The sequence below is a fragment of the Pantoea sp. X-Soil-ISGK-421 genome, from assembly GCF_059730785.1.
The window spans coordinates 3,723,482-3,749,561 of record NZ_AP035979.1 but is presented as its reverse complement, the minus strand read 5'-3'; the positions used below and the strand labels follow the sequence as shown (position 1 = coordinate 3,749,561).

Genomic DNA, 26,080 nt, shown 5'->3' with positions numbered 1-26,080 from the left:
CCATTTCAATGGCCGCACAAGGGTGGTGTCCTTGTCGCCATAAATGGCTAATGCTCGTCATTTAAGAGATGAAAACCCTAATTACCGAGTGCGCACAATGTAGCGGCGCAATTCATTGCGCGATAAATCGCGCTGCTACGGAAGGTGCGGCGATTTGATACGGCGCTTAACTGACGAGCATTAGGTCTCTATGACCCGCCGTTTTTTATTTGATGCGATGTAACGCCAGTTCTGCGCCATCCCAAAACAGGCGGGCGTTGCCGTCAGCCAGCACGCTGATTACCGCGCCGGGTGCCGGTCCCCACGCCTTATTGCCACAGCTCACGTTAAAACCGTAGCGGAAGGTGAAATCACGATCTTGTCCCGCGCCATTGGCGGCAGTGAGACGCGGTTTAGTTGCGCAGTTATCGACCGCAGGATGGATGCTGCGTTCGGCGGTACCACGTGTCCAGGTTATCGCGTTCGGCTTAAATGCCACGCGCGCGCCCATAAACTGCGGGTCATTCTTGATATACAGCTGCCCGACTTCCTTCCTGGGCGTTACCGCCACCACCTGCCATTCGCCGATGACGTTCGACCAGGTAACGGGTGCAGCGGTGACAACCGCGCTCAGCGGCAATAACAACGCGCAAACCAGTGAAGCAACGCGCATGGAAACTCCTTATCAATGAGAAAGATGGCTATTAGTCTGGCGACAAAGCGCAGTGCTGTACAGTTTTTGCCGCTTCAGAACCAGCGTAACTGGGAACGCAGCTCCACTACGCGACCCACAATAATCAGAGCCGGACTGGCAAACTGCTGCGCCAGGGTTGCCAGCTCCGCCAGGGTTGCGGTCTCTACGCGCTGCTGCGGCGTGGTACCGTTTTGCACAATCGCCACCGGCATCGCTGCATCCATGCCGTGCTGCATCAGTTGCTTTTGGATTTCAGGCGCCTGCGCCAACCCCATATAGAACACCAGCGTTTGTTGCTCGGCGGCCAGTTTGCGCCATTCGATTTCACCGTGCTGCTGCAAATGGCCGGTCACGAAGCGCACGCTTTGCGCGTGGTCACGATGCGTAAGCGGAATGCCGCTGTAGGCGGAACAGCCCGACGCGGCGGTGATACCCGGCACTACGCTAAACGGGATGTTGTGCTGCGCCAGCAGTTCCAGCTCCTCGCCGCCGCGACCAAAGATAAAAGGATCGCCGCCTTTCAGTCGCACTACGCGCTTGCCGCTCTGCGCTTGCTCCAGCAGAACCTGGTTAATCTGCGCTTGCGGTACGCAGTGATTACCCGCTTGTTTACCCACAAAGATGCGCTCAGCATCGCGGCGCACCAGGTTGAGAATCGGCTCGGAGACTAAGCGGTCATACACCACCACATCGGCCTGCTGGATATGCTGCAGGCCTTTTAATGTCAGCAGTCCCGCATCGCCCGGCCCGGCCCCCACCAGCACCACTTCGCCTTGCTGCGACAGCGGCGCATCGAACAAGGTCTCGACGATGTGCTTCGCGCGCGGCCGATCGCCATTTGCAAGGCTTTGTGCCAGACGATCGCTAACGAAGAAACGCTCCCAGAAAGCGCGACGCTGCGCCATGCTGTTGAAGGACCGCTTTACGCGGCTTCGCAGCGAACCGGCCAATGACGCTAGCTCGCCGAGATGTTGTGGCAGCATCGCTTCAAGTTTTTCTCGCAGTAAACGCGCCAGCACCGGTGCGCGGCCGCCAGAAGAGACGGCAATCATCAGCGGTGAGCGATCGATAATCGATGGCATAATCGCGCTGGCTTCCTGCGGTGCATCCACCAGATTGCAGAAGATGCGTCGCTGCTCCGCCACATCACCGACCTGCTGGTTAACCGCATCATTGTCGGTGGCGGCAATCACCAACCAACAGCCTTCTAACCAGCATTCATCAAACGCGCCGGGTAATAAAGTCAACTTTCCCTGTTGTGCCCACTGCTGAAACGCAGGGGAGAAATCCAGTGCGCCAACGTGCAGATCGGCACCGGCTTCCAACAGTAAACGCGCTTTGCGTTCTGCCACATCACCACCGCCAACCAGCAAACAGCGTTTACCTTGCAGGCGGCAAAACAGCGGAAAGTAGTCCATCGCTCATCCTAAAAAAGCCCGCTCAAGGCGGGCTGAAAAAAGTGTTATGCCGTTTTGAGCGGCGTGGTTTGCGCTTCTGCCTGCGGGCGTTGCGCCTGCGGGGTGGCGTACCAGTAACCGAGACCCATCAGCACCATGCCGGAGAACATGTTGCCCAGCGTCACCCACAGCAAGTTGTGGCCGATGCCGCTCAAAGTGAGGTCTGCATTATGCTGACCAAACCACGACAGCGCAAAGACCGTCATGTTGGCGATGGAGTGCTCATAGCCGGAAGCGATAAATGCCAGCAAACACCACCAGATGGCGATGAACTTCGCCGTTCCTTCGGTACGTACCGCCATCCAAATCGCCAGGCATACCAGCCAGTTACACAGCGCGCCTTTAAAGAACAGCGCCATCGCCGGCTGCACGGTTTTTGCCAGCGCCGCACTGTGAAGCAGCGATCCGGCATTCGGCAGCAGCGGACCCGCTGCAGAGTAATAAATCAGTGCGACCAATACCGAACCGAGCAGATTACCCAGCCAGGTTTGCGGCAATACGCACCACATCTGGCCTTGATTAATGCTGCCCGCTTTCACACCAATGGTCAGGAACATGGTGTGGCCGGTGAACAGCTCGGAACCGGCGATGATCACCAGCGTTAAGGCGATACCAAAGGTCGCGCCCATCAACAGTGGACGATAAGCCGGATCGACCAGATTGCCGAGCGTGAAGATCAGGATAATCGCCAGGCCAACGTAAGCGCCCGCCATCGCCGAGCTGATCCAGAAGGCCAGCGGGCTGTGCTGCGCAGTACGCACAATGCGCGCCGCGTTGGCGGCGCATTTATTCAGGGTGTCAGTGAACATAGTGACGTCTCATAAAGTGAAGGAATGCTGTCAGGCACATATCTCAACCTTGCCCGCCCTTACGCGCACCGGATAGCTCGCCACCGAGCGCGCTTCGTCTTCCAGACACAAGCCGTCACTCAGGCGGAAGCGCTGTTTCTTCAGTGGACTCGCCACCCACAGCGCCTGCTGGTGCTCTGCAATCAGGCCGCGAGATAACACGCTAGCCTGGGCAAAAGGATCGATATTGCTTATGGCGTAGAGTTGCTCATCGTCACGCGGACGGAAGATGGCAATCTGCTGGCCTTTGATCAGCGCGCATACACCGGTCGCAGGCAGGATTTGGCTGAGTTCACACACTGAATGCCACTGGCTCATGCGTCGCTCTCCTCAATCAGGGTGACCGCAATACGTTCGGCGGGTTGCGCCGGACGGTGCTGATCGCGTTGGTTGATATGCTGCACCAGCGGATCGCGTCGATCGCTGTTGATAAAGGTACTGAAGTGGCTCTGCTGCTGCGGATCTTGCACCGTCGCGGCCCATTCACATTCCACCTCGGCACGCAGACGCGTCAGTTCATGCTCCAGCTGCGTATTCAGACCGAGCTTGTCGTCGACAATCACGCTGCGCAGATAATCGATGCCGCCATCCATGCTTTCCAGCCACAGCGAGGTACGCTGCAGGCGATCGCCGGTGCGGATATAGAACATCATGAAGCGATCGAGATAGTGCAGCAGTGTGTCGCGATCGAGATCGGCGGCCAGCAAATCGGCGTGACGTGGCTTCATGCCGCCGTTGCCGCAGACATATAGGTTCCAGCCTTTCTCGGTGGCGATGATGCCCACGTCTTTACCCTGCGCTTCGGCACACTCGCGCGTGCAGCCGGAGACGCCAAACTTCATCTTGTGCGGGGTACGAATGCCTTTGTAGCGGTTTTCCAGTTCGATGCCGAAACCGAGGCTATCGCCGACGCCAAAGCGGCACCAGACGCTGCCCACGCAGGTTTTCGCCATGCGCAGCGCTTTAGCGTACGCCTGGCCGGTTTCAAAGCCTGCGTCAATCAGCTGCGTCCAGATAGCTGGCAAGTCATCGCGCTGTGCGCCAAACAAACCAATACGCTGCGAGCCGGTGATTTTGGTGTAAAGATTGTACTGACGCGCCACGGCGCCAATCGCCATCAACCCTTCCGGCGTGATCTCGCCACCGGCTGAGCGCGGGATCACCGAATAAGTGCCGTCTTTCTGGATATTACCGAGGAACAGATCGTTACTGTCCTGCAGCGGTGCCAGCTGCGGCTTCAGCACATACTCGTTCCAGCAGGAAGCCAGCAGCGAACCCACCGTGGGTTTGCATACTTCACAGCCGTAACCTTGACCATATTTGGCTAGCAGTGCATCGAAGGATTTGATCTCTTCCACGCGAATCAGGTGATACAACTCCTGGCGTGAGTAGGGGAAGTGTGCGCACAGATGATTGTTAACTTCGATACCCTGACGACTGAGTTCGCCATTCAGTACCTGGGTAATCAATGGAATACAACCGCCGCAGCCGGTTCCGGCGCGGGTTTCGGTTTTCAGTGCGGCGACCGTATGGCAACCGCCTTGCACGGCTTTGACGATATCGCCTTTACTGACGTCGAAGCAGGAGCAAATTTGCGCGCTGTCCGGCAGGGAATCTACGCCCATTACCGGCTTCTCACCGCTGCCTGCGGGCAAGATCAGCAGGGCCGGATTTTCCGGTAACGCGATATTATTCAGCGCCAGCTGCAGCAGATTGCCGTAATCGCTGGTATCACCGACTAACACGGCACCTAACAGCGTGCGGTTATCTTCGCTAACAATCAGGCGCTTATAGATATTTTTTTGCTCATCAAGCCACACGAAGCTGCGCGCGCCCGGCGTGCGACCATGCGCATCGCCAATTCCGCCGACATCAACGCCCAGCAATTTCAGCTTGGCGCTCATATCTGCCCCAGCAAAGGCATTGTCGCGACCAACCAACCTGTCGCTGGCGACCTGCGCCATTTTATAGCCCGGTGCGACTAAGCCATAAATGCGGTTCTGCCAGGCGGCGCATTCACCGATGGCGAAGATGTCTGCATCGCTGCTCTGGCAATTGTCGTCAATGGCGATACCGCCGCGCTGGCCTAGCTGCAAACCGCACTGTTTGGCGAGTTTGTCCTGCGGGCGAATGCCGGTGGAGAAGACGATGAAATCAACATCCAGCGCGCTGCCGTCGGCAAACTCCAGCGTTTTACCGCCTTTGGCATGATGGACGATTTGCTGCGTGTTTTTGCCGGTATGCACGCGTACGCCCATCTGCTCGATTTTGCGTCGTAGCTGCTCGCCGCCTTGCGGATCGAGCTGCTCTGCCATCAGCACCGGCGCGAACTCAATCACGTGGGTTTCAATGCCGAGGTTTTTCAACGCGCCTGCCGCTTCGAGCCCCAGTAATCCGCCACCAATGACTGCTCCGCGCGTGGTGCGGCGTGAACAGGCTTCGATGGCGTTGAGGTCTTCAATGGTGCGATAGACAAAGCAGTCGCTGCCTTCCGCGCCCTTGATCGGCGGAATCCACGGATATGAGCCGGTGGCGAAAATCAGCGTGTCGTAATGCACCGCGCGACCGGTATTAGAATGGATCAGTTTTTCATCACGGTTGATGGTGATAGCGCGTTCGCCTAGCAGCAGCTTGACCTGATGTTTTTCATAGAAACCTACGCGTACCAGCGACAGTTCTTCAGCAGTATGGTGGGAGAAATAGGCGGAAAGGTGGACGCGGTCATAGGCGACGCGGGGTTCTTCACAGAAAACGGTTATCGCAAACTGATTGGATTCATCTTTGTCGATAAGTTCTTCTATAAAGCGGTGGCCGACCATGCCGTTGCCAATAATAACGACACTGTGCTTGCTCATGCTTGCCTCAAAAAATTGCGGTATCTGCGCTTACCTTAACGTGTCGCTTTTGGCGCTTATTGATGTACATCAAGCGCGTCCCTATATACCTATTTTGAGGTATGTAACTGATTTTGAACGAATTAGTTAAGTGGCTTATTTGGTTGATAATTACCCAATCATTTTCTTCGTCGCACATTCCGTAGTGGCGCGATTTATCGCGCAATAAATTGCGCCGCTACGGAATGTGCCCGCGGTGGCATTGGTTTTCATGCTAGCTTTAGATTTTGTGTTTTACAGGAGAACGGCATGGCAAATCCGTCACTGAAGTGGATCAACAACCTGCGCGTAGCGGGCCAGCAAGGCTTGTGGCAAATCGAAATCGACAACGGCAAAATTGCGCACCTTCGCCCGCAGCCGTCGCAAACCGCAGCACAGCCTGACACGTTGGATGCTGAGGGCGGACTGGCGAGCGCGCCGTTTATCGAGCCGCATATTCACCTCGACACCACGCAAACTGCTGGCGAACCTGCCTGGAACCAATCCGGCACGCTGTTTGAAGGCATCGAACGCTGGGCGGAGCGCAAAGCGCTGCTGAGTCATGAAGATGTGAAACAGCGCGCGCAGCAAACATTGAAGTGGCAAATCGCCAACGGTATTCAGCATGTGCGCACCCACGTTGATGTTTCGGATCCCACGCTCACCGCGTTAAAAGCGATGCTGGAGGTGAAAGCGGAAATGGCACCGTGGATCGATATTCAGATTGTGGCGTTTCCGCAGGAAGGGATTCTCTCTTATCCCAATGGCGAAGCCTTGCTGGAAGAGGCGCTGCGCATGGGCGCGGATGTGGTGGGCGCGATTCCACATTATGAGTTCACCCGCGAATATGGCATAGAGTCGCTGCATAAGACGTTTGCGCTGGCGAATCGCTACGATCGGCTGGTGGATGTGCATTGCGACGAGATCGATGATGAACAGTCGCGCTTTGTCGAAACCGTGGCGGCGCTGGCGCATCGCGATGGCAACGGCGAGCGCGTGACCGCCAGCCATACCACGGCGATGCATTCTTACAACAATGCGTACACGTCGCGGCTGTTCCGCCTGCTCAAGCTCTCTAATATCAACTTTGTGGCCAATCCGTTGGTAAACATCCATCTGCAAGGGCGCTTTGATAGCTATCCGAAACGTCGTGGCATCACGCGGGTGAAAGAACTGCTGGACGCGAATATTAACGTCTGTTTCGGGCACGATGATGTATTCGATCCCTGGTATCCGCTTGGCACCGCCAGCATGTTGCAGGTGCTGCATATGGGATTGCACGTTTGTCAGCTGATGGGCTACGAGCAGATCGATAATGGATTACAGCTGATTACGGCGAACAGCGCCAAAACGATGCAGCTGAAGCATTACGGTATGGAACCAGGCAATGATGCCAGTCTGATTATTCTGCCGGCGGAAAGCGGATTTGATGCGGTGCGGCGTCAGGTGCCGGTGCGTTATTCGCTGCGCAAAGGGGTGCTAGTCGCCGCGACCCAGCCCGCCAGCAGTGCGATCTATTTAGCGGAAAAAGAAGCGGTAACGTTCAAACGCTGAAGAGCAGGGCGGAGCTCTCTCCGCCCGTCAAACTTAGTGCGTTACGTGGCCGTGCTGGCGATGTTTGGTTACAAAGCCCAGCAGAACACACATCACAAACACCACGGCGTACAAACCGTTAGCGGTAGAGAGCGCAGCATGCGCGCCACCTTGCGCCACGATTGGGCCAGTGACGACGAACGTCAGCATAGTGCCAACGGTGCCGCAGGTCAGGATGAAGTTCACCAGCTTCGGTGAAGAAACCTTGGTTTGCAGCGAACCCAGCGTGATGATGGTGGTGTAAATGGCGCTTGAGCTGAAGCCTAACGTCATGATGATCCAGTGCAGCATGCTGGCGTCTTTGGCGGTGACGAACCAGTACATCAAACCGGTTGCCAGCGCAGCCAGCACCATCAGAATGCGTTGCAGATCGAAGAAGCGCAGCACGAAGCTGAACACCCACATACCGACCATATACGCGGTCCAGAAGTTACCTACCAGTTGACCGGCAGCGGCGATATCCATGCCCATCGATTTGGTGGCGTATTCTGGCACCCACGAAATAAAGCCGAGCTGGCCCAGGATGTAGCACAGTGCTGCAATCGACAGGAACAGCACGCCGATGCCCCACTTCTCTTTCTCAACGCCCGGCTTAGCGGCTTCGCTTTTCAGTACCGGGAACTCAATGAACAGCGTCAGCACAAAGATCGCGACATAAATGATGCCGATGCAGGCATAAACCCAATACCATGGCAGCGCGCGCGCCAGCAGGACACCGGCAATGATCGGGAAGATGGTGCCCGCCATGCTGAAGAATGAATCGGTGAACAGCAGACGTGCGCCGCGTTGACGACCATCGTAAAGATGGGTGATCAGGAACGTACCGATCGACATGGTGATACCGCTGACTACGCCGAGCACGAACATGCATAGCGAGAAGACGGTGAGATCGTGGCTGGTCATCAGACCCGCAACGGCGAGGATCATCAGTACGAAGCCAAAGATCAGCTGGCGCTTCAACGGCACAATCACCATCAGCCAGGCGTTCAGGAACACCGACACCAAAATGCCTGCATTAAGGAAAGTGAAGGTGTTGCTCATTTCAGAGATAGGACGCTGGAAATACTGCGCGATATTGTCCAGCACCATACCGGTAACGATCACCAGTGCGCCAGTGAGCGCGTAAGAGAAATAGCTAATCCAGGTAAGGCCGAGCCGATTACGGTTTGTCATGTTCTGAACCTGTTAAGCGCCGAGGTTGGCAAAAAGTGTCATGAATTGTAAGTGCAAGCGTGATCTTAATAAACAACGAGTGAAACAAGGCTGAGATATTTCATTAATAGTGTGATTTTAGTCACGCAAATGATTGCGTGGCGGCAAAAGTATGACAATAGCAACATCCACGTAAATATCGGTAAAACGCTGGCTCTTGGATCACATGCTCTTTACAATCGATCTCGTTTTTAAGCTAGCTCTCCATGGTAAGGAATCTTTCATGCTTAAGCGTACTTTGACAGCGGCGGTTGCCCTGTTAGCACTCTCTTCCGTATCTTCTGCTGCGCTGGCAGCAAAAGGGGATACGCATGTGCTGCTCACCACCTCTGCGGGCAATATTGAACTCGAACTGAATAACCAGAAAGCCCCGGTTTCGGTGAAAAACTTCGTTGATTACGTCAACAACGGTTTCTACAACAACACCATTTTCCACCGCGTTATTCCTGGTTTTATGATTCAGGGCGGGGGTTTCACCACCGATATGCAGCAGAAACAAACGGTAGCGCCAATCAAAAACGAAGCCGACAACGGCTTGCGTAATCTGCGTGGCACCATTTCGATGGCACGTACCGCAGATAAAGATAGCGCCACCAGCCAGTTCTTCCTCAACGTAGCCGATAACGCGTTCCTCGATCACGGTCAGCGTGATTTCGGCTATGCGGTATTTGGTAAAGTTGTGAAAGGCCAGGATGTGATCGATAAGATTGCGCAGGTCCCGACTAAAGATGTGGGTCCGTACCAAAATGTGCCGTCAAAACCGATTGTTATCCTCTCCGCCAAAGTCCTGCCTTAATTCTAAAACGCGCCATTTTCTATAGGCGCGTCATTTGCACTCCGGCAAAGCAAAAAAATGCTGCTTATACTTAGGGCTCATTGCTTGCCGGAGGCGCTATGAGCAGCAAACTCACCGAGAAACAGAAAGCCACCTTGTGGCAGCAGCGCCGTGCTGCAAGCTATCAAGCCAGCTGTCGTCTGGCCGGTTACACGTCCAATGAGCCGCTAATCGACGCCGAACACGCAGAAGAACGACTTGCGTCGCTAAGGAGACAATATGGCGGATAACAGTCTGGCAGTACGCGATCCCTATTTGTGGCATAACGATAGCGTGCTGAAGAATCGCCTTGAAATTCACGATGAAACGCAGCTGCGTAAAGCCGAACTGGCTTTTAGCACCGCACGCCTGGCGACCTTAGAACTGGGTCAGCGCAGCCTCGGTTTGCCGCGCCTATGCCACATTCATCGCACCCTGTTTCAGGATCTCTACAGCTGGGCGGGAGAACTGCGTACCATCGATATCTGGCGTGACGAAACACCGTATTGTCACTGCGAATATATTGAGAAAGAGGGCAATACGCTGATGCAGGCGCTTGAGGAAGAGCGCGGATTGGCCGACCTCGAGCAACAGGCGTTCGTGGCGCGCATTGCGCATTATTACTGTGAGATTTTCGTGCTGCATCCGTTCCGCGCCGGTAATGGCCGCGTCCAGCGTATTTTCTTCGAACAGTTAGCGCTGCATGCCGGTTATCAGCTGTCGTGGGAAACCCTTGAACGCGAGGCGTGGCGCGCCGCGATCTCGGCTGGCGTCGCAGGCGATCTCGAACCGCTCACCGCGCAGTTTGCGAAAGTGGTGAGTCCGGCGCAGATCTTATAACAACACTTCCAAACCGTGCTTTTGCACTACCGACAACAGCTTAAGAGAGATACCGCCGGGGCGTTTAGCACCGGTTTCCCACTTTTGCACGGTTGAAACGCTGGTATTCAAATAGCGGGCAAAAACCGGCTGGCTGATGTTTAAATTCTCGCGCAGGTTTTTTATCGCCTGCGCATCGAGCGCGACGACATCGCTTAGGCAACGTTCATCAAAGTTACGCATGCTTTGTTTACTGATAGCATCGGCTTCAAACAGACCCGATGCAGCGCTATGGATGGCTTCCAGAGCCGGACTTTTAAATTTACGCGTTATGGTCATGACACATCTCCACCAACTCCCGCACGGCGATCAACCGGTTCAGAGCCTCATTTGAAATAAGCGAGTAATGTTTTGCCAGCTCGCGAAAGCCTTCAAGCTCGCTTTCGCTCAAGCTAATCTGGTCTTGTTTGGCGAATAGGAAAGTATAAATCCAGTTTTTCCCGCCTTTCGCCAAAATGATGGCGCGATCGCGATTCTGCTGCAGACGCTTTTTAAATACTCCACCACCTAAATCATCGGCATAGCCAAGTCTTACTGCTGCCATAGCGCGGCAAAGTTCTTCATCACCAATTAAATGCCGCCGGGCTTGCTTGCTGAACCACTTCGTTTTGAACACACGTGCATTAGCTGACATAGCAACTCTCCAAAATATAGCACTGAGTGTGAGAGTAATCAGATTCTTTTTTTGTCAGCTAGCGGGTATTCAATTTGAAGGTGTTAACATGGCTCTTTTGCGACCTTTCTTGCGCCGGTCGCCAGCAATGACTCACATTTACGACTTAATATGCTGCTGCTAATCGATAACTACGACTCCTTTACCTGGAATCTCTACCAATACTTCTGCGAGTTGGGCGCTGACGTGCGCGTCGTGCGCAACGACGCCATTACGTTGGATGAGATTGACGCGCTGCCGCTGACGCATCTGGTGATTTCACCTGGCCCATGTACGCCGGATCAATCCGGCATTTCGCTCGCGGCTATTCGCCATTTCGCCGGACGCGTGCCGATTCTTGGCGTTTGCCTCGGGCATCAGGCGATCGCACAAGCCTATGGTGCGCAGGTGGTGCGCGCGCGCCAGGTGATGCACGGCAAAACCTCGCTGATCCAGCACACCAGTCAAGGTGTGTTTCGCGGTCTGAACAATCCGCTTACTGTGACGCGCTACCATTCATTGATTGTGGCGCGCGATTCGCTGCCTGCTGAGTTTGAAGTCACCGCGTGGAGCCTGCGCGATGGCCAGCCGGATGAGATCATGGGTTTCCGCCATCGTCGCTTGTCGCTGGAAGGCGTGCAGTTTCATCCGGAAAGCATTCTCAGTGAGCAAGGGCATCAGCTGCTGGCTAATTTCCTCAACGCGTAACTTATGTTTGCCTTCGTGTGATTTTTTATGCATATTTTGTGATTATAATTTCACATCAGCTCAACAAATAACCCGATGAGGTCGTCAATGGCAGCGGAAAAACTAGCGGTAACCCGGGAAACGTTCGATAACGTTATTTTGCCTGTTTATGCACCTGCGCAGTTTGTGCCGGTTAAAGGCAAAGGCAGCCGAGTGTGGGATCAGCAGGGCAAAGAGTATATCGATTTCTCCGGCGGTATCGCGGTGACTGCATTGGGCCATTGCCATCCGGCGCTGGTGGAAACGCTGAAAACGCAGGGCGAAACGCTGTGGCACACCAGCAACGTGTTCACCAACGAACCGGCGCTGCGTCTGGCCAGCAAACTGATCGCTGCTACCTTTGCCGATCGGGTATTTTTCGGTAACTCCGGTGCGGAAGCCAACGAAGCGGCATTCAAGCTGGCGCGTTATTACGCCTGTAAAAAACACAGCCCGTTCAAAAGCAAAATCATCGCCTTTCACAATGCCTTCCACGGCCGCACGCTGTTTACCGTGTCGGTTGGTGGCCAACCGAAATACTCCGATGGTTTCGGTCCAAAACCGGCGGATATCGTGCATGTGCCGTTCAACGATCTTGAGGCGGTCAAAGCGGTGATTGACGATCATACCTGCGCCATCGTGGTCGAGCCGATTCAGGGCGAAGGTGGCGTTGTGCCGGCTACGCAAGAATTTATGCAAGGTCTGCGCGCGCTCTGTGATGAACACCATGCGTTGCTGGTGCTGGATGAAGTGCAGAGCGGCATGGGCCGCAGCGGCAAACTGTTTAGCTATGAACATTACGGCATTAAGCCCGATATCCTCACCACCGCGAAAGCGCTGGGCGGCGGATTCCCGGTGAGTGCGATGCTGACTACCAACGAAATTGCCTCGGTGATGGCGCCGGGCGTACACGGCACCACCTACGGCGGCAATCCGCTGGCCTGTGCGATTGCCGAAACCGCGTTGGATATCATCAACACGCCGCAAGTGCTGGCAGGTGTAGAAGCACGTCGTCAGCAATTTGTTGAAGCGCTGCAAGCCATCGACAGCAAATTCGCTATCTTTAGCGAGATTCGCGGCAAAGGTCTGCTGATGGGGGCCGCGCTGAAGCCGCAGTTTGCCAGCAAAGCGCGTGACATTCTCAACGCTTGCGCAGCGGAAGGGCTGATGATTCTCACTGCGGGCACCGATGTGATTCGTTTTGTGCCGTCACTGGTGATTGAACCTACCGATATCGCCGAAGGCATGACGCGTTTCGCCCGCGCGATTGAAAAGGTACTGGCCGCTTAATCCGCTTTAGGACGTAACACCTTGAGCCAGCGACCATGATGCGGTCGCTGGCTCCACGCCAGTGAAGAGATGGTGTGCATGACGTTAAGGTGCTGCAAGATCCGCTTCACATGCTGTTCGACAATCGTCACCGGCCCTTCATTAAGATTCTCCGGCGCCTCCAGAATATTACTGTCGTTGCCCGGCCCGTCATATGCCAGCCGCTGCTGACAACGCTGCAGCGCGATTTCACAGGATTGCAGATAACGTTCTGCCAGCTTCGCCGTCAACATGGTGTGTTCGCGCGCCAGGATCGTCATGGCGTTAATATGCTCGACAATGAACTGACTGTGCGTTACCCACATGCGCATATCTTTTAGATATTGCAGGTTAAAGCCCGGCTCGCTCGATGCCTGGTTCAATGAGTTGAACAGCGCATTGTGCGCCTGATTAACCTTCATGCGCTGATAAGCCAGTTTCTCGGGCGACTGTTCCGGTCCCAGCAACAGTCGCAAGGCATCCTGATACGCTTCCAGCGCATCGTGTGCGTTCTTGCGCAGCAGCCCGCTTTGCCACTGCGGCCACAACCAAATCATCCCGGCGAAGGCAATCAAACAGCCCATCAGGGTATCCATCATGCGTGGCAGTAAAAATTGCGCGCCGTTAAGTGACAGCAGCTGCAGCGAATACACTGCGGTGACGGTGAAGCCAATCATCGACCAGCCATAATATTTCCGCGTGATCAGATAACTTGCCAGCGTGATCCCCAGCATAAACAGCAGCGTGATCGATTCCGGCACCGCCAGCTGTAGCGAGGCGGCAGCGATCAGCAAACCCGCAAAGGTGCCCAGCGCACGGTGCTGAATACGCACGCGTGTCGCGCTGTAGCCGTTCTGGCTGACGAACATGATGGTCATCAGAATCCAGTAAGGTTTGGGAATGTTGAAGAACAGCGCCAACGCGCTGCCAAACATCAGCATCACGGCGAAACGAGCGGCGGTGCGTAACGCGGAAGATTTGAACGACAGATAACTGCGCAACGCCGGCAACAGCGGCAAACGGCGCTGGCGATCGGCCATCAGGTCACGTGTGTAGAGTGGCTTCTGCGTGCGCAACACGCGGGCGATGCGACTGAAGTGATACAGGCAGAAGTTGCCGACCGGATTATCCGGATGCTGGCGCGCAATTTTCTCCAGCGCGCCGAGCTGTTTCTCCATGTGAAAACGATCGGGTAATTGATGGTAGAGGATCGCATCGGCCAGCACGCGCAGCCGGGCTGAGATGATTTTGGCGTTCCAGCGAATCACCGCTTCGGCGTGGCTCTCCTCCACGAGCTTTTGCACCTCTTCGGGCTGATGCAAACTCACCGAGATGTGTTCCTGTAAATCCAGCGCCACCTGAAAAGCGCGTGTCAGACGTTTGTGGCTGTTATCACGGCTGGCCGACAACATGTGCATTTGCTGGTAGCAGGTCGTGATGAGATCGACCGCCTTTTGCTGGCGTGCCAGCAGGGGGGGCAGCGCTTTTTCCGGATCGGTCAACTGCGTCAGTAAGGTGTATTTGGCATCGCAATAATCGGCCAGCTCACGGAACAGCAGGCTAAGCGATTCGCGCATCGGCTGCTCTTTCCACAGCCAGAACCAGAACCAGTTGAACAAGCCGTACCACAGCGTGCCGCCTATGTAGAGCAGCGGCGGCACCCACATCGGCATGCGTCCCACTAAACTGAGCGTAAAGATGGCGGCGATTAACGTCGCGGGGAGCAGGCGCGCATGCAGTGGGCCGATTTCACCGGTCACGCCAATCAGCAGCGGCAGCGCCAGCAAAATCAGCGGCAGCGGAATTTGGTACGCGGTGAGGATTTGCATCAGGAAACTGCCGGTGGCAAACAGCGAACCCCCTACAATCAGGCGTTTGAAGAAGCGTTTGTGCGGCGTATCCAGCCCCGCCATATTGCAACAGGCAGGCACTAACGAGAACAGCAGACCTTTTTGCAGATCGCCAAACAGCCAGCCGAGAGCCACAGGCAGGCACAGCACCAGCGTTTGCCGCAGCGCATAGTTAACTTCAGGATGATAGATGATTCGGCGCCACATCAGCTCATCGCAAATAGAAACGGCGCGATGTTGCCATCACGCCGTGGGTGAGAAGAAATTAGCGGGTGCCGTAAACGACGATGGTTTTACCGTGTGCGGAGATCAGATTCTGATCTTCCAGCATTTTCAGGATACGACCCACGGTTTCGCGTGAGCAGCCCACGATCTGACCAATCTCCTGACGGGTGATTTTGATTTGCATCCCGTCCGGGTGAGTCATCGCATCTGGCTGTTTGGCCAGATTTAGCAGCGTTTGCGCGATACGTCCGGTCACATCGAGGAAGGCAAGGTTGCCCACTTTCTCAGATGTCACTTGCAGACGACGCGCCATTTGCGACGAAAGTCGCATTAAAATATCCGGGTTTACCTGAATCAGCTGACGGAATTTTTTGTATGAAATTTCAGCCACTTCGCAGGCAGACTTCGCACGCACCCAAGCACTGCGTTCCTGGCCTTCTTCGAAAAGACCGAGTTCGCCGATAAAATCTCCCTGATTGAGATAGGAGAGAATCATCTCTTTGCCTTCTTCATCTTTAATCAGTACCGCTACGGAACCTTTCACGATGTAGTACAGCGTTTCCGCTTTCTCACCCTGATGGATGAGCGTGCTTTTGGATGGATATTTGTGAATATGGCAATGGGACAGGAACCATTCGAGTGTAGGGTCTGTTTGCGGTTTGCCGAGAACCATTCGCTATTATCCTCTGTTGTAATCGTGCCCAAAATACAGGGGGCATTTTTCCCTGTCAGGCGGTTTAATCGTCGAGCGTTTCCAGTAAAGGAAAAATTATTCCGGGTGGACTCTTAAGCTACGCTTTTGATTCTTCCCGCCTTCGTCTGTAATGACGAAAATATTTTCAGCACTGTTTGTAGCACAGCTTTAGCGAGCTGTCTTGTGTTGTCTCGCTTCAGCAGAAGGGGGATTACTCTGGATTGCTGTTTGTCAGGTGAAAGCGTACTCTGGCGGCAAAACCGCCTCTTCAGGAGAAAGAATAATGCAGGCACGAGTGAAATGGGTGGAAGGTTTGACCTTTCTCGGAGAATCCTCATCCGGCCATCAGGTATTAATGGACGGTAATTCCGGTGATAAAGCGCCAAGTCCAATGGAGATGGTGCTGATGGCGGCGGGCGGTTGTAGCGCTATTGATGTGGTGTCGATCCTGCAAAAAGGGCGCAGCGATGTCGCCGATTGCGAAGTGAAACTCACTTCAGAACGTCGGGAAGAAGCGCCACGTATTTTTACCCACATCAATCTCCACTTCATCGTCAGCGGCAAAGCGTTGAGCGACAAGGCGGTTTCACGCGCTGTTGATTTGTCAGCGGAAAAATATTGCTCGGTGGCGATCATGCTGGGCAAAGGCGTGGAAATTACGCATAGCTACGAAGTGATCGCGCTTTAATGCTGGCAGGTGCGCATTAATGCGCACCCTACAAAACGCTCTCATTTCGTAGGGTCGCCATTCATGGCGACCAATGACACTCACTCAATCCGCTTCCCTTCAATGAGTCGCTGCACCAGCGGTAGCATAATCAGCTCCATCGCCAGTCCCATTTTTCCGCCCGGCACCACCAGCGTATTGATGTGGGAGATAAACGATCCCTGAATCATCGACAGGAGATAGGGGAACGCGATGCCTTCCAGACCGCGGAAATGAATCACTACGAAACTTTCGTCGAGCGACGGAATTTCGCGTGCCGCAAATGGGTTGGACGTATCAACGGTTGGCACACGCTGGAAGTTAATGTGGGTGCGTGAGAACTGTGGCGTGATGAAGTTGATGTAATCCTCCATCGAACGCACCACCGAATCCATCACCGCCTCACGCGAATGACCGCGCTCGCCCGTGTCGCGCACCAGCTTCTGAATCCACTCAAGATTAACAATCGGGACTACGCCAACCAGCAAATCGACATGCTCTGCGACATTTTGCTGCTGCGTGACCACGCCGCCGTGCAAGCCTTCATAGAACAGCACATCAGTGTTCTCCGGCAGCGGTTGCCAGGGGGTGAAAGTGCCCGGCACCTGATTCCACGGCACGGCTTCGTCGTATGTGTGCAAATATTTACGCGATTCGCCCAAACCGGTTTGGCCGTAATGCCTGAACGTCTGCTCAAGCAAGCCGAAGTCGTTGGCTTCCGGGCCGAAGTAACTGATATGGCGACCCAGATCGCGCGCCTTGCGGATCGCCATGTCCATTTCCGGACGCGTGAAGCGATGGAAACTGTCGCCTTCTACTTCCGCTGCATGCAAATTCAGCTGCTGGAAAATCTTACGGAAGGCAAGGCTGGTGGTAGTGGTTCCGGCGCCGCTGGAACCGGTAACGGCAATAATTGGATGCCTGGCTGACATAACAGAGCTCCCTGTGAGGTCCGGCGATGAGCATTGTTACCACGAATTGCCGCGGGGTGCATCAGCCGCGGAATTCACCTTTTGGCATGATATTGATGGATTCATGCAGTTCCGACCACACCAGCACCACATCGCCACGCTCCAGCTGGCGGCGCACGTCGGCAACTTTTTGCAGTAAACTGCGTTCCTGCTCGCCATAATCAGTACCTTCGCGTAACACAAAGGTTTCAATCAGGTTTTCCAGCGTGTCCGCTTCGAGTTCTTGCCAGGGAATAATCACAATTACACATCCAGATACGTTGAGAGCCAATCGGGTACGCGCTGTTCCAGCCACATTTTCGGTTTAAGCAAGGTGCCGCCGACAAAGCCAACGTGGCCGCCTTGCTGCGTCAGTTGATACTGAATCGATGCTGAAAGCTGGTCAGGTTGCGGAATAACCGCATCGGTCATAAAGGGATCGTCTTGCGCATGAATAATCAGCAGCGGTTTACGCACGCCGGTCAGCAGCGGCATCGCGCTGGCACGTTGATAATAGTCGTTCGCGTCAATAAAACCGTGCGCACGTGCGGTTATCGCATCATCAAATTCGCGTAAGCGGCGAAAAGCGCGCAGTTGGGCGAGATCGACCGGCAACGTGCCGGGCCAGGCGTGTAATTTACGCGTGGCGTTTTTCTTCAGCCGCGTCAGCAAATAGTGCTGATAGAAACGCGAGAAGCCGACATCCAGTTTGGTGCTGCATGGCTCGAGCGCCAGCGGCGCCGAGATGGCAATGGCCGCATCAATCGGTACATCGTGACCTTGCTGACCCAGCAGGCAAGCGAGCATGTTGCCGCCCAGGGATACGCCGACGGCGGCGGTTGGCACGGTGCCCCATTCGCGCTGCAGCCAGTTAAGAAAGTAGGTTGCGTCTTCGGTTTCACCGGAGTGATAGATGCGCTTTAAGCGGTTCGGTTCGCCGCTGCAGCCGCGGAAGTGCATTACCACCGCCAGCCAGCCACGCGCTTGACACGCCTGCATCAGGCCGTGCGCGTAGGGACTGCGAAAGCTGCCTTCCAGACCGTGAAACATCACCATGCGCGGCTTATGACGCGCCTGCGCCGGGTCTTCACTCCACGCTAAATCAACAAAATCGCCGTCCGGCAGGTCAAGACGCTGCCAGTGCGGACGTAAGGTAACGCGGCGACGTAGAATGCGCGGCAGCAGCGTTTGCAGATGCGCGTTAGTGAATCCGCGCAGTGGTTTAAAGCGCTCGCCGCTGGGGCGATCAAAATAGCTTGGGTAAAGGCTTGTCTGATGCATAAGTCGCTGATAGCTTCGATGGGTTGTTCGCTTTACTGGGTGAGGAGCACCCGAATATACATGGAACTGAGTCTTTTTTTATCAATGTTAGGTTTTCTCTGGGTCGCGGCCATCACGCCCGGGCCCAATAATATGTTACTTACGGCCTCGGGTGCTAATTTTGGCTTCCTGCGCACCCTTCCGCTGCTCATTGGTATCATGATCGGCATGCAAGTCATGTTGCTGATGGTGGCATTTGGCATTGGCGGTCTTATCCTGCTTTATCCTTCACTGCATCTGATCCTGAAAATTGCCGGTAGCCTTTATCTCCTGTGGCTGGCGTGGAAAATCGCCACCGCCGAGTATGAAAAGCTGGAAACCGATGAGGTTACGGTGAAGCAAATGCCGTTCTGGCAAGGCGGTTTGCTGCAGCTGATCAACCCGAAAGCCTGGCTGATGGCGCTGGGTGCGGTGGCGAGCTTTAGCCTGGCAGGCAGCGAATATCTGCATTCGGTGGTGGCGATCAGCATCGGCATGGCGCTGGTGAACGTGGTCTCTGGCGTGATTTGGATGGGCTTTGGCTCGCTGATTGGACGTCTGCTGCGCAGCCCACGCGCGTGGAAAATCTTCAATCTGGCGATGGGTTTACTCACTGCCGCGTGCGTGTTGCTGATTTGGCGCTGAGTTAACTGGAAGCGCGTTCTACGCGCTTCCACGGCAACACTTCCTGCACCACCGGTGAGTTCGGCTGCCGGATGCGCTGCAGCAGCAATTGCACGCTGCGTGCCCCCATGTGATTCATTGGCTGCTCAATGGTCGTCAGCGGCGGATTCAGGCTGCTGGTAAAGTTGATACCATCAAATCCCACCACCGCTAAATCCTCTGGTACGCGTAACCCCGCTTCCAACGCTGCGTGGATGACGCCGACAGCCAATACATCAGAGACCGCAAACACGGCATCAGGACGTTCCGGCTGCGACAGCAGTTCACGTAATGCCGCGCTGCCCGCTTCGCAGGTGATATTCTCGGCGTAGGCCACGCCTCCCCACGTAAGATCCAACTGCTCCAACGCCGCGCGATAACCTTCTTCACGCTGATGAGAGTAGAGGTAGCGCATATCGCAGTTCACGAGTGCAATACGGCGGCGGCCTTTCCCCGCCAGATAACGCACGGTTTCGAAAGCCGCTTCTTTATTATCAATCGTCACGCTGGACGCTTCGATCGATGGATCGTATTCCGCGCACTGCACCCAAGGCGCATCGCCAATCAGCGCTTTCAGCTCCTGCAAACAGCCGGCCGCGTCCATGGTGATCACGCCATCCACCACCTTGCCGGTGAGCAGCGCAATATAGGCCGCTTCGCGTCGCAGCTGTGATCCTGAGTTGCACAACAGAATGTGGTAACCCTGCGCTTCCGCTTCCGCCTCAATGCCTTGAACCACACGCGAGCAGAAGGGATTGGTAATGTCGGGGATCAACACTAACAACATATGGCTTTGCGCGGTGCGCAACTGGCGCGCCAGCAAATTGGGCTGATAGTCGCAGATGTCGATGGCTGCCAGCACTTTGGCACGCGTATCCGGGCGCACGCCGGGATTTTGGTTCAAAACCCGTGAAACAGTGGCTTTTGACACGCCAGCCAGGTGCGCGACTTTTTCAATCGACATGTATTTAGGACCGCAAGTGAAAGGTGAAAAATGAGAAGTCTATCAATATCACAGACGTAATGTGAGCGCGTGACATATTTATCGATTTCTACCTTCTTTCCATTTGTGTTTTTTGCATAGCCTTGCCCGATGTTGATCTAAGAACAGATCGGCATTAGGGATAATTTTTAATTCCTTTATGAAATTACTGTCGCTGGAGAAACTGCCCAGACAAAAACACATTGGGGTGAATGATGATGGCGATGAAAAAAACAATAACGGCGGTCGCGGCGGCTCTGGCCCTGATGGCGTTCCAGGCGCAAGCGGTCAACGTTACCGTGGCATACCAGACGTCGGCTGAACCGGCCAAAGTGGCGCAGGCGGATAATACTTTCGCCAAAGAGAGCGGTGCCACCGTCGACTGGCGCAAATTTGATAGCGGTGCCAGCGTGTTGCGCGCACTGGCATCGGGCGACGTACAGATTGGCAATATCGGTTCAAGCCCGCTGGCGGTCGCCGCCACGCAAAAGCTGCCAATTGAAGCTTTCCTGCTGGCCTCACAGCTCGGTAACTCCGAAGCGCTGGTGGTGAAGAAAACCATCAAAGATCCTAAAGACCTGATTGGTAAGCGCATCGCCGTACCGTTCATCTCGACGACGCATTACAGCTTCCTCGCCGCGCTCAAGCATTGGGGCATCAAGCCTTCACAAGTCACGTTAGTCAACCTGCAGCCGCCAGCGATTATTGCCGCCTGGAAACGCGGTGACATTGACGGTGCTTACGTCTGGTCTCCGGCAGTGAATGAGCTGGAGAAAGATGGCAACGTGCTGACGGATTCTTCGCAGGTCGGCAAGTGGGGCGCGCCAACGCTGGATGTGTGGGTGGTGCGTAAGGACTTCGCGCAGCAGCATCCAGACATCGTCACCGCCTTTGCCCGAAGCGCCGTTGAAGCGCAGCAAGCTTATATTGCCAATCCGGAACAATGGCTGAAGCAGTCAGACAACCTGAGCAAGCTGGCGCGTCTGAGCGGTGTACCGGAAGCGGATGTACCGGTGCTGGTGAAAGGCAACACGTATCTGACCGCGCAACAGCAGGTTGAGCAGCTCGGCAAGCCGGTAAACAAGGCCATTGTGGATACCGCCAACTTCCTGAAAGAGCAGGGCAAAGTGCCTGCGGCGGACAACGATTACAGCAGCTTCGTCACGACGCGATTCGTTGCGCCCTTAGCAAAATAACCGGAGGCCCTATGCTCAACATCACCCATCTCAATGCGCGTTATGCCGGACAACCCGCGCTGCAGGACATCAACCTGCAGTTGGGCAGCCGAGACCTGCTGGTGGTGTTAGGCCCCTCCGGCTGCGGAAAAACCACGCTGCTCAACCTGATCGCCGGCTTTCTGCCGCTGGAATCTGGCAGCATTACGCTGGATGGCAAAGTGGTGAAAGGGCCAGGCGCCGAGCGCGGCGTGGTGTTTCAAAATGAAGGATTGCTGCCATGGCGCAACGTGATTGATAACGTGTCGTTCGGTTTGCAACTGGCGGGGATGGCGAAGGTGGAGCGTCATACCATTGCGCGCCGTTTAATCCGCAAAGTGGGACTTGAAGGTGCAGAGCAGCGTTTTATCTGGCAGCTCTCTGGGGGTCAACGTCAGCGCGTGGGGATTGCGCGTGCGCTGGCGGCTGATCCGCAGTTGCTGCTGTTAGATGAGCCGTTTGGTGCGCTGGACGCCTTTACCCGTGAACAGATGCAAACCTTACTGCTGACGCTGTGGCGAGAGACTGGCAAACAGATTCTGCTGATCACCCATGACATCGAAGAAGCGGTGTTCCTCGCCAGCGAACTGGTGCTGCTGTCACCGGGACCGGGCCGCGTCGTGGAGCGTCTGAAACTTGATTTTGGTCAGCGCTTTGCGGCCGGGGAACCATGCCGCAGCATCAAATCCGATCCGGCGTTTATCGAGCGTCGTGAATATGTACTGAATCAAGTGTTTTCCCAGCGTGAGGCATTTATATGAGTGCGTTGCTTGATGAGAAAACCCAGCCGCGTCGTGGTGGACTGCGCTGGCCGTTCTCCCGCCAGTTCTCACTCAGCTTGCTGAGCGTAGGCCTGTTGCTGCTGCTGTGGTGGGGCATAACGGCGCTGGGCTTAGTTGCCCCACTGTTTTTACCGCCGCCGCAAGTGGTGCTGCAGAAGCTGATATTGATCGCCAGCCCGCAAGGCTTTATGGACGCTACGCTTTGGCAGCATTTAGGTGCCAGCCTGGCGCGCATGCTGGTGGCGCTGTTCTTTGCCGCGCTGATTGGCATTCCGGTGGGCATCGCCATGGGCCTGAGCCCGGCGATTCGCGGCTTGCTTGATCCGCTGATCGAACTTTATCGCCCAGTGCCGCCGCTGGCCTATTTGCCGCTAATGGTGATTTGGTTCGGCATCGGCGAAACCTCGAAAATTTTACTGATTTATCTGGCGATTTTCGCCCCGGTGACCTTATCGACGCTGGCCGGCGTGAAGAATGCGCAGCAGGTGCGGATTCGTGCCGCGCAGGCTCTTGGCGCATCGCGCTGGCAGTTGCTGCGCTTTGTCATTTTGCCTGGCGCGCTGCCTGAAATCCTCACCGGTTTGCGCATCGGTCTCGGCGTAGGTTGGTCAACGCTGGTGGCAGCCGAGCTGATTGCCGCCACGCGTGGACTGGGCTTTATGGTGCAGTCGGCCGGTGAGTTTCTCGCCACCGACGTGGTGCTGGCCGGGATCGCCGTGATTGCCCTGATTGCCTTTGGCTTAGAACTGAGTCTGCGCGCCTTGCAGCGCCGACTGACGCCCTGGAATGGAGAACAGCAATGAACGAACGACTTTCTTTTACCGCTCTGGGCCCGAATATCGGGGCGCAGGTCAGCGATGTGGATCTCAGCCGCCCGTTGAGCGATGCACAGTTTGAACAGCTTTATCATGGCCTGCTGCGTCATCAGGTGCTTTTTTTGCGCAATCAGGTGATTACCCCGGAACAGCAGCGCGCGCTGGCGATTCGCTTTGGCGATCTGCACATCCATCCGGTCTATCCGCATGCGGCAGGTGTGGACGAGATCATTGTGCTGGATACCCATCAGGACAATCCGCCGGACAACGATAACTGGCACACCGACGTTACCTTTATAGAAACGCCGCCAGCGATAGCTATTTTGGCGTCGAAGCTGCTGCCGGCGAGCGGCGGCGACACCTTATGGTCAACCGGCATTGCGGCATACGAAGCGCTATCTGAGCCGTTCAAGCAGCTGCTAAGTGGATTGCAGGCGGAGCATGACTTCAAGAAGTCGTTCCAGGAGTACAAATACCGTAAAACCGAGGAAGAGCATCAGCGCTGGCAGCAGGCGGTGGCAAAAAATCCGCCGGTGCAGCATCCGGTGATTCGCACCCATCCCGTCAGCGGACGTAAAGCCTTGTTTGTGAATGAGGGTTTCACCACGCGTTTGCTGGGCCTGAGCGAAAAAGAGAGCGATGCGATTCTAAACTTCCTGTTTTGGCATAGTGCTAAACCGGAGTTCCAGGTGCGCTGGCGCTGGCAGGAGAATGATGTGGCGATCTGGGATAATCGCGTGACGCAACACTATGCGAATGCGGATTATTATCCAGCGCGGCGGGTGATGCATCGTGCGACTGTTCTTGGTGATAAGCCGGTTTGATTTAGCGTGGTCGGCATGAATGCCGACCCTACAAATTAACGTAGGGTCAGCATTTATGCTGACCAGCTAACGTGCATCACTGCGCTAGCATCTGCTCCAGCTGTTCCTGTGCATCCAGCCATGCCATTTCGACCTCTTCCAGCGCAGCCTTGCTTTCGGCCTGACGCTGCAATGCCACATTCAAATCGGCTTTGCGGCTCTGATCGTAGATCGCGCTGTCGGCCAGTTGCGCCTCGGCTTCGCTGAGCTGGGTCTGCCACTTCACCATCTGCTTTTCAAGCTTCTCGATCTCTTTACGCAGCGGTTGGGTTTGTGCGCGCAGTTCGGCGTCACGGCGTTTTTGATCTTTGCGCGATTGCGCACTGTTGCCGTTATCCTGCTTCGGCGCGGCATCCTGTTGCGCTTGCTGCTTCTGCAGATCGCTCAGCCACTGCTGATAATCTTCCAGATCGCCTTCAAACACATCGACCTTGCCATCATGCACCAGATAGAGATCGTCGGTGGTGGCACGCAGTAAATGACGATCGTGCGAGACCACCACCAGCGCGCCTTCGAAATCGATCAGCGCCTCGGTCAACGCCTGACGCATGTCCAGATCGAGGTGGTTGGTCGGTTCATCGAGCAGCAGCAGGTTTGGCCGCTGCCAGACAATTAAGGCCAATACCAGGCGCGCTTTTTCGCCGCCGGAGAAACGCTCGGTGATTTCGCTGACTTTATCGCCCTGGAAGCCAAAGCCACCCAGGTAATCGCGCAGCTGCTGTTCGAGCACTTTCGGCGCGATGCGTGAAAGATGCTGCAACGGCGATTCATCGGCGCGCAGATATTCCAGCTGATGCTGAGCGAAGTAACCGAGCTTGATGCCTTTCGCCAGGCCGACTTTGCCGTCCAGCGCCTCTAATTCACCGGCTAACAGTTTGATCAGGGTGGATTTACCCGCACCATTTCGGCCCAGCAGACCAATACGCGAACCTGGCACCAGGTTGAGTTTGATGGCGTCGAGAATAATGCGCTCGCCGTAACCGGCGGTAACCCGCTCCATCTTCAACAGCGGATTGGGCAAGCTTTCCGGCGCGCGGAAACTGAAGCTGAACGGATTATCGACGTGTGCGGGCGCAATCAGCTCCATGCGCTCCAGCATTTTGATGCGGCTCTGCGCCTGTTTGGCTTTGGTCGCCTGCGCGCGGAAGCGATCGATATACTTCTGCAGGTGCGCCACTTTTTCCTGCTGGCTCTGGAACAGCGCCTGCTGTTGCGCCAGCTTGGCGACACGCTGACGTTCGAACGAGCTGTAGTTGCCGGTGTATTCGAACATCGTCTGTTGTTCGATGTGGATGATCTTGTCTACCACCGGATCGAGGAAGTCGCGGTCGTGCGAAATCAGCACCAGCGTGCCTTCGTAGCTTTTCAGCCAGCGTTCAAGCCAGATGACGGCATCAAGATCAAGGTGGTTAGTGGGTTCATCCAGCAATAGCAGATCGGAACGGCACACCAGCGCCTGCGCGAGGTTGAGGCGCATGCGCCAGCCGCCGGAGAAGTCGCTCACCGGCCGCATTAATTGTTCCTGACTAAAGCCCAAACCGTGCAACAAACTTGAGGCGCGAGCAGGTATGCTCCACGCCTGAATCGCATCCAGCTTGCCGTGCAGCAGGGCGATGGCATTGCCATCGTTGCGCGCATTGGCATCGGCTAATTCAGATTCAAGCTGACGATATTCGCGATCGCCGTCGATAACATACTCCAGCGCGGGTTTGCTCAGCGCCGGGGTTTCCTGGTTAACCCACGCCAGCGCCCAGTTGCTCGGGAAGGTGGCATTACCTGCATCACTGCTGATTTCGCCTTTCAGCAGTGACAGCAGCGTCGATTTGCCGCAGCCGTTTTTGCCCACTAAACCCACTTTCTGGCCTGGGTTAATGGTGGCTGTTGCGTTATCCAGCAGCACATTGGTGCCGCGGCGAATTTGTAGTGCTGAAAAGACAATCATAAGCGCCGTATCGTCAGAATATGTTAATTTACCGGCAACATAATTCGAGAAAATTTGTTG

General features: G+C 55.4%; 27 protein-coding genes. 12 read left to right on the top strand and 15 right to left on the bottom strand.

What is annotated here, in order from left to right:
• Positions 1-205: 205 nt before the first annotated feature.
• The 5 genes from AC6I8K_RS17395 to nirB form a co-directional block, all read right to left on the bottom strand.
• Positions 206-652 carry a hypothetical protein gene (locus tag AC6I8K_RS17395; protein WP_064739722.1) on the bottom strand — a complete coding sequence of 149 codons (447 nt, stop codon included), beginning with the start codon at positions 650-652 and terminating at the stop codon, positions 206-208.
• Between the two features lie 74 nt (positions 653-726).
• Positions 727-2,091, bottom strand: coding sequence for a siroheme synthase CysG (gene cysG, locus AC6I8K_RS17390; protein ID WP_497827123.1), 1,365 nt, complete (start codon positions 2,089-2,091; stop codon positions 727-729).
• A gap of 44 nt (positions 2,092-2,135) precedes the next feature.
• A complete protein-coding gene (nirC, locus tag AC6I8K_RS17385) occupies positions 2,136-2,939 on the bottom strand; it encodes a nitrite transporter NirC (RefSeq protein ID WP_483816349.1) in 804 nt (267 codons plus the stop codon).
• A gap of 30 nt (positions 2,940-2,969) precedes the next feature.
• Entirely contained in the window at positions 2,970-3,296 is a 327-nt protein-coding gene (gene nirD, locus AC6I8K_RS17380) for a nitrite reductase small subunit NirD (RefSeq protein ID WP_497827122.1), read from the bottom strand.
• Positions 3,293-5,833 carry a nitrite reductase large subunit NirB gene (gene nirB / locus AC6I8K_RS17375; protein ID WP_497827121.1) on the bottom strand — a complete coding sequence of 847 codons (2,541 nt, stop codon included), beginning with the start codon at positions 5,831-5,833 and terminating at the stop codon, positions 3,293-3,295. The genes nirD and nirB overlap by 4 nt, the downstream gene beginning before the upstream one ends.
• 288 nt (positions 5,834-6,121) lie before the next feature.
• Here nirB and AC6I8K_RS17370 point away from each other — a divergent pair, with 288 nt between their 5' ends.
• Positions 6,122-7,405 (top strand): cytosine deaminase, encoded by a 1,284-nt coding sequence (locus tag AC6I8K_RS17370; RefSeq protein ID WP_497827120.1) that lies wholly within the window; start codon positions 6,122-6,124, stop codon positions 7,403-7,405.
• Positions 7,406-7,438: 33 nt separating this feature from the next.
• Here AC6I8K_RS17370 and tsgA read toward each other — a convergent pair whose 3' ends face one another.
• A complete protein-coding gene (gene tsgA, locus AC6I8K_RS17365; protein ID WP_483816345.1) occupies positions 7,439-8,617 on the bottom strand; it encodes an MFS transporter TsgA in 1,179 nt (392 codons plus the stop codon).
• A gap of 262 nt (positions 8,618-8,879) precedes the next feature.
• Between tsgA and ppiA the strand changes: the two genes are divergently transcribed.
• From ppiA to AC6I8K_RS17350, 3 genes are all read left to right on the top strand, one after another.
• Positions 8,880-9,452 (top strand): peptidylprolyl isomerase A, encoded by a 573-nt coding sequence (gene ppiA / locus AC6I8K_RS17360; protein WP_064739715.1) that lies wholly within the window; start codon positions 8,880-8,882, stop codon positions 9,450-9,452.
• A gap of 98 nt (positions 9,453-9,550) precedes the next feature.
• Positions 9,551-9,721, top strand: a complete 171-nt coding sequence (locus AC6I8K_RS17355; RefSeq protein WP_073991683.1) for a YhfG family protein — start codon at positions 9,551-9,553, stop codon at positions 9,719-9,721.
• Positions 9,711-10,310 carry a putative adenosine monophosphate-protein transferase Fic gene (locus AC6I8K_RS17350; RefSeq protein ID WP_064739714.1) on the top strand — a complete coding sequence of 200 codons (600 nt, stop codon included), beginning with the start codon at positions 9,711-9,713 and terminating at the stop codon, positions 10,308-10,310. Before AC6I8K_RS17355 ends, AC6I8K_RS17350 begins: the two co-directional genes overlap by 11 nt.
• Here AC6I8K_RS17350 and AC6I8K_RS17345 read toward each other — a convergent pair.
• Both AC6I8K_RS17345 and AC6I8K_RS17340 read right to left on the bottom strand, forming a co-directional pair.
• Complete coding sequence (locus tag AC6I8K_RS17345; protein WP_483816343.1) at positions 10,305-10,628, bottom strand: helix-turn-helix domain-containing protein; 324 nt, start codon at positions 10,626-10,628, stop codon at positions 10,305-10,307. The genes AC6I8K_RS17350 and AC6I8K_RS17345 overlap by 6 nt on opposite strands.
• A complete protein-coding gene (locus tag AC6I8K_RS17340; RefSeq protein WP_483816342.1) occupies positions 10,612-10,983 on the bottom strand; it encodes a type II toxin-antitoxin system RelE/ParE family toxin in 372 nt (123 codons plus the stop codon). Before AC6I8K_RS17340 ends, AC6I8K_RS17345 begins: the two co-directional genes overlap by 17 nt.
• A 150-nt stretch (positions 10,984-11,133) precedes the next feature.
• On the opposite strand from AC6I8K_RS17340, the gene AC6I8K_RS17335 reads away from it, so the two are divergent.
• Positions 11,134-11,709, top strand: coding sequence for an aminodeoxychorismate synthase component II (locus tag AC6I8K_RS17335; protein ID WP_064739711.1), 576 nt, complete (start codon positions 11,134-11,136; stop codon positions 11,707-11,709).
• Between the two features lie 87 nt (positions 11,710-11,796).
• On the top strand, positions 11,797-13,017 hold the full coding sequence (argD, locus tag AC6I8K_RS17330) for a bifunctional acetylornithine/succinyldiaminopimelate transaminase (RefSeq protein WP_064739710.1): 1,221 nt from the start codon (positions 11,797-11,799) through the stop codon (positions 13,015-13,017).
• Here argD and AC6I8K_RS17325 read toward each other — a convergent pair.
• Positions 13,014-15,092: a YccS/YhfK family putative transporter gene (locus tag AC6I8K_RS17325; RefSeq protein WP_064739709.1), complete on the bottom strand. Its 2,079-nt coding sequence runs from the start codon at positions 15,090-15,092 to the stop codon at positions 13,014-13,016. The genes argD and AC6I8K_RS17325 overlap by 4 nt on opposite strands.
• A gap of 58 nt (positions 15,093-15,150) precedes the next feature.
• Positions 15,151-15,783, bottom strand: a complete 633-nt coding sequence (gene crp / locus AC6I8K_RS17320; protein WP_003852956.1) for a cAMP-activated global transcriptional regulator CRP — start codon at positions 15,781-15,783, stop codon at positions 15,151-15,153.
• Between the two features lie 304 nt (positions 15,784-16,087).
• Here crp and AC6I8K_RS17315 point away from each other — a divergent pair, with 304 nt between their 5' ends.
• The gene (locus tag AC6I8K_RS17315; protein ID WP_497827119.1) at positions 16,088-16,492 is read left to right on the top strand and encodes an OsmC family protein; all 405 of its coding nucleotides are present in this window, start codon (positions 16,088-16,090) and stop codon (positions 16,490-16,492) included.
• Between the two features lie 80 nt (positions 16,493-16,572).
• On the opposite strand, the gene AC6I8K_RS17310 is transcribed toward AC6I8K_RS17315, so the two are convergent.
• The 3 genes from AC6I8K_RS17310 to AC6I8K_RS17300 all read right to left on the bottom strand — a co-directional run bounded on the left by AC6I8K_RS17310 (position 16,573) and on the right by AC6I8K_RS17300 (position 18,741).
• The gene (locus tag AC6I8K_RS17310; protein WP_483816340.1) at positions 16,573-17,442 is read right to left on the bottom strand and encodes a phosphoribulokinase; all 870 of its coding nucleotides are present in this window, start codon (positions 17,440-17,442) and stop codon (positions 16,573-16,575) included.
• Between the two features lie 61 nt (positions 17,443-17,503).
• Complete coding sequence (locus AC6I8K_RS17305) at positions 17,504-17,722, bottom strand: YheU family protein (RefSeq protein WP_007892223.1); 219 nt, start codon at positions 17,720-17,722, stop codon at positions 17,504-17,506.
• A gap of 2 nt (positions 17,723-17,724) precedes the next feature.
• Positions 17,725-18,741: a hydrolase gene (locus AC6I8K_RS17300; protein ID WP_064739705.1), complete on the bottom strand. Its 1,017-nt coding sequence runs from the start codon at positions 18,739-18,741 to the stop codon at positions 17,725-17,727.
• A gap of 60 nt (positions 18,742-18,801) precedes the next feature.
• Between AC6I8K_RS17300 and AC6I8K_RS17295 the strand changes: the two genes are divergently transcribed.
• Positions 18,802-19,404: a LysE family translocator gene (locus tag AC6I8K_RS17295; RefSeq protein WP_064739704.1), complete on the top strand. Its 603-nt coding sequence runs from the start codon at positions 18,802-18,804 to the stop codon at positions 19,402-19,404.
• A gap of 1 nt (position 19,405) precedes the next feature.
• Here the strand turns inward: AC6I8K_RS17295 and AC6I8K_RS17290 are convergent, their stop codons facing one another.
• Complete coding sequence (locus tag AC6I8K_RS17290) at positions 19,406-20,386, bottom strand: LacI family DNA-binding transcriptional regulator (RefSeq protein WP_064739703.1); 981 nt, start codon at positions 20,384-20,386, stop codon at positions 19,406-19,408.
• Positions 20,387-20,619: 233 nt separating this feature from the next.
• Between AC6I8K_RS17290 and tauA the strand changes: the two genes are divergently transcribed.
• From tauA to tauD, 4 genes are read left to right on the top strand one after another with little or no spacing between them, the layout of a single operon-like run.
• Positions 20,620-21,600: a taurine ABC transporter substrate-binding protein gene (gene tauA, locus AC6I8K_RS17285; RefSeq protein WP_497827262.1), complete on the top strand. Its 981-nt coding sequence runs from the start codon at positions 20,620-20,622 to the stop codon at positions 21,598-21,600.
• Between the two features lie 11 nt (positions 21,601-21,611).
• Positions 21,612-22,379 carry a taurine ABC transporter ATP-binding subunit gene (gene tauB / locus AC6I8K_RS17280; protein WP_497827118.1) on the top strand — a complete coding sequence of 256 codons (768 nt, stop codon included), beginning with the start codon at positions 21,612-21,614 and terminating at the stop codon, positions 22,377-22,379.
• Positions 22,376-23,203, top strand: coding sequence for a taurine ABC transporter permease TauC (tauC, locus tag AC6I8K_RS17275; protein WP_483816337.1), 828 nt, complete (start codon positions 22,376-22,378; stop codon positions 23,201-23,203). The genes tauB and tauC overlap by 4 nt, the downstream gene beginning before the upstream one ends.
• Complete coding sequence (gene tauD / locus AC6I8K_RS17270; RefSeq protein ID WP_497827117.1) at positions 23,200-24,039, top strand: taurine dioxygenase; 840 nt, start codon at positions 23,200-23,202, stop codon at positions 24,037-24,039. Before tauC ends, tauD begins: the two co-directional genes overlap by 4 nt.
• 76 nt (positions 24,040-24,115) lie before the next feature.
• Here the strand turns inward: tauD and AC6I8K_RS17265 are convergent, their stop codons facing one another.
• Positions 24,116-26,020 carry an ABC transporter ATP-binding protein gene (locus tag AC6I8K_RS17265; protein ID WP_497827116.1) on the bottom strand — a complete coding sequence of 635 codons (1,905 nt, stop codon included), beginning with the start codon at positions 26,018-26,020 and terminating at the stop codon, positions 24,116-24,118.
• Positions 26,021-26,080: the final 60 nt, after the last annotated feature.

Coding starts and splice junctions, on each gene's coding strand:
- AC6I8K_RS17395 (WP_064739722.1), bottom strand. CDS start 652: ATGCGCGTTGCTTCACTGGTTTGCGCGTTGTTATTGCCGCTGAGCGCG.
- cysG (WP_497827123.1), bottom strand. CDS start 2,091: ATGGACTACTTTCCGCTGTTTTGCCGCCTGCAAGGTAAACGCTGTTTG.
- nirC (WP_483816349.1), bottom strand. CDS start 2,939: ATGTTCACTGACACCCTGAATAAATGCGCCGCCAACGCGGCGCGCATT.
- nirD (WP_497827122.1), bottom strand. CDS start 3,296: ATGAGCCAGTGGCATTCAGTGTGTGAACTCAGCCAAATCCTGCCTGCG.
- nirB (WP_497827121.1), bottom strand. CDS start 5,833: ATGAGCAAGCACAGTGTCGTTATTATTGGCAACGGCATGGTCGGCCAC.
- AC6I8K_RS17370 (WP_497827120.1), top strand. CDS start 6,122: ATGGCAAATCCGTCACTGAAGTGGATCAACAACCTGCGCGTAGCGGGC.
- tsgA (WP_483816345.1), bottom strand. CDS start 8,617: ATGACAAACCGTAATCGGCTCGGCCTTACCTGGATTAGCTATTTCTCT.
- ppiA (WP_064739715.1), top strand. CDS start 8,880: ATGCTTAAGCGTACTTTGACAGCGGCGGTTGCCCTGTTAGCACTCTCT.
- AC6I8K_RS17355 (WP_073991683.1), top strand. CDS start 9,551: ATGAGCAGCAAACTCACCGAGAAACAGAAAGCCACCTTGTGGCAGCAG.
- AC6I8K_RS17350 (WP_064739714.1), top strand. CDS start 9,711: ATGGCGGATAACAGTCTGGCAGTACGCGATCCCTATTTGTGGCATAAC.
- AC6I8K_RS17345 (WP_483816343.1), bottom strand. CDS start 10,628: ATGACCATAACGCGTAAATTTAAAAGTCCGGCTCTGGAAGCCATCCAT.
- AC6I8K_RS17340 (WP_483816342.1), bottom strand. CDS start 10,983: ATGTCAGCTAATGCACGTGTGTTCAAAACGAAGTGGTTCAGCAAGCAA.
- AC6I8K_RS17335 (WP_064739711.1), top strand. CDS start 11,134: ATGCTGCTGCTAATCGATAACTACGACTCCTTTACCTGGAATCTCTAC.
- argD (WP_064739710.1), top strand. CDS start 11,797: ATGGCAGCGGAAAAACTAGCGGTAACCCGGGAAACGTTCGATAACGTT.
- AC6I8K_RS17325 (WP_064739709.1), bottom strand. CDS start 15,092: ATGTGGCGCCGAATCATCTATCATCCTGAAGTTAACTATGCGCTGCGG.
- crp (WP_003852956.1), bottom strand. CDS start 15,783: ATGGTTCTCGGCAAACCGCAAACAGACCCTACACTCGAATGGTTCCTG.
- AC6I8K_RS17315 (WP_497827119.1), top strand. CDS start 16,088: ATGCAGGCACGAGTGAAATGGGTGGAAGGTTTGACCTTTCTCGGAGAA.
- AC6I8K_RS17310 (WP_483816340.1), bottom strand. CDS start 17,442: ATGTCAGCCAGGCATCCAATTATTGCCGTTACCGGTTCCAGCGGCGCC.
- AC6I8K_RS17300 (WP_064739705.1), bottom strand. CDS start 18,741: ATGCATCAGACAAGCCTTTACCCAAGCTATTTTGATCGCCCCAGCGGC.
- AC6I8K_RS17295 (WP_064739704.1), top strand. CDS start 18,802: ATGGAACTGAGTCTTTTTTTATCAATGTTAGGTTTTCTCTGGGTCGCG.
- AC6I8K_RS17290 (WP_064739703.1), bottom strand. CDS start 20,386: ATGTCGATTGAAAAAGTCGCGCACCTGGCTGGCGTGTCAAAAGCCACT.
- tauA (WP_497827262.1), top strand. CDS start 20,620: ATGATGGCGATGAAAAAAACAATAACGGCGGTCGCGGCGGCTCTGGCC.
- tauB (WP_497827118.1), top strand. CDS start 21,612: ATGCTCAACATCACCCATCTCAATGCGCGTTATGCCGGACAACCCGCG.
- tauC (WP_483816337.1), top strand. CDS start 22,376: ATGAGTGCGTTGCTTGATGAGAAAACCCAGCCGCGTCGTGGTGGACTG.
- tauD (WP_497827117.1), top strand. CDS start 23,200: ATGAACGAACGACTTTCTTTTACCGCTCTGGGCCCGAATATCGGGGCG.
- AC6I8K_RS17265 (WP_497827116.1), bottom strand. CDS start 26,020: ATGATTGTCTTTTCAGCACTACAAATTCGCCGCGGCACCAATGTGCTG.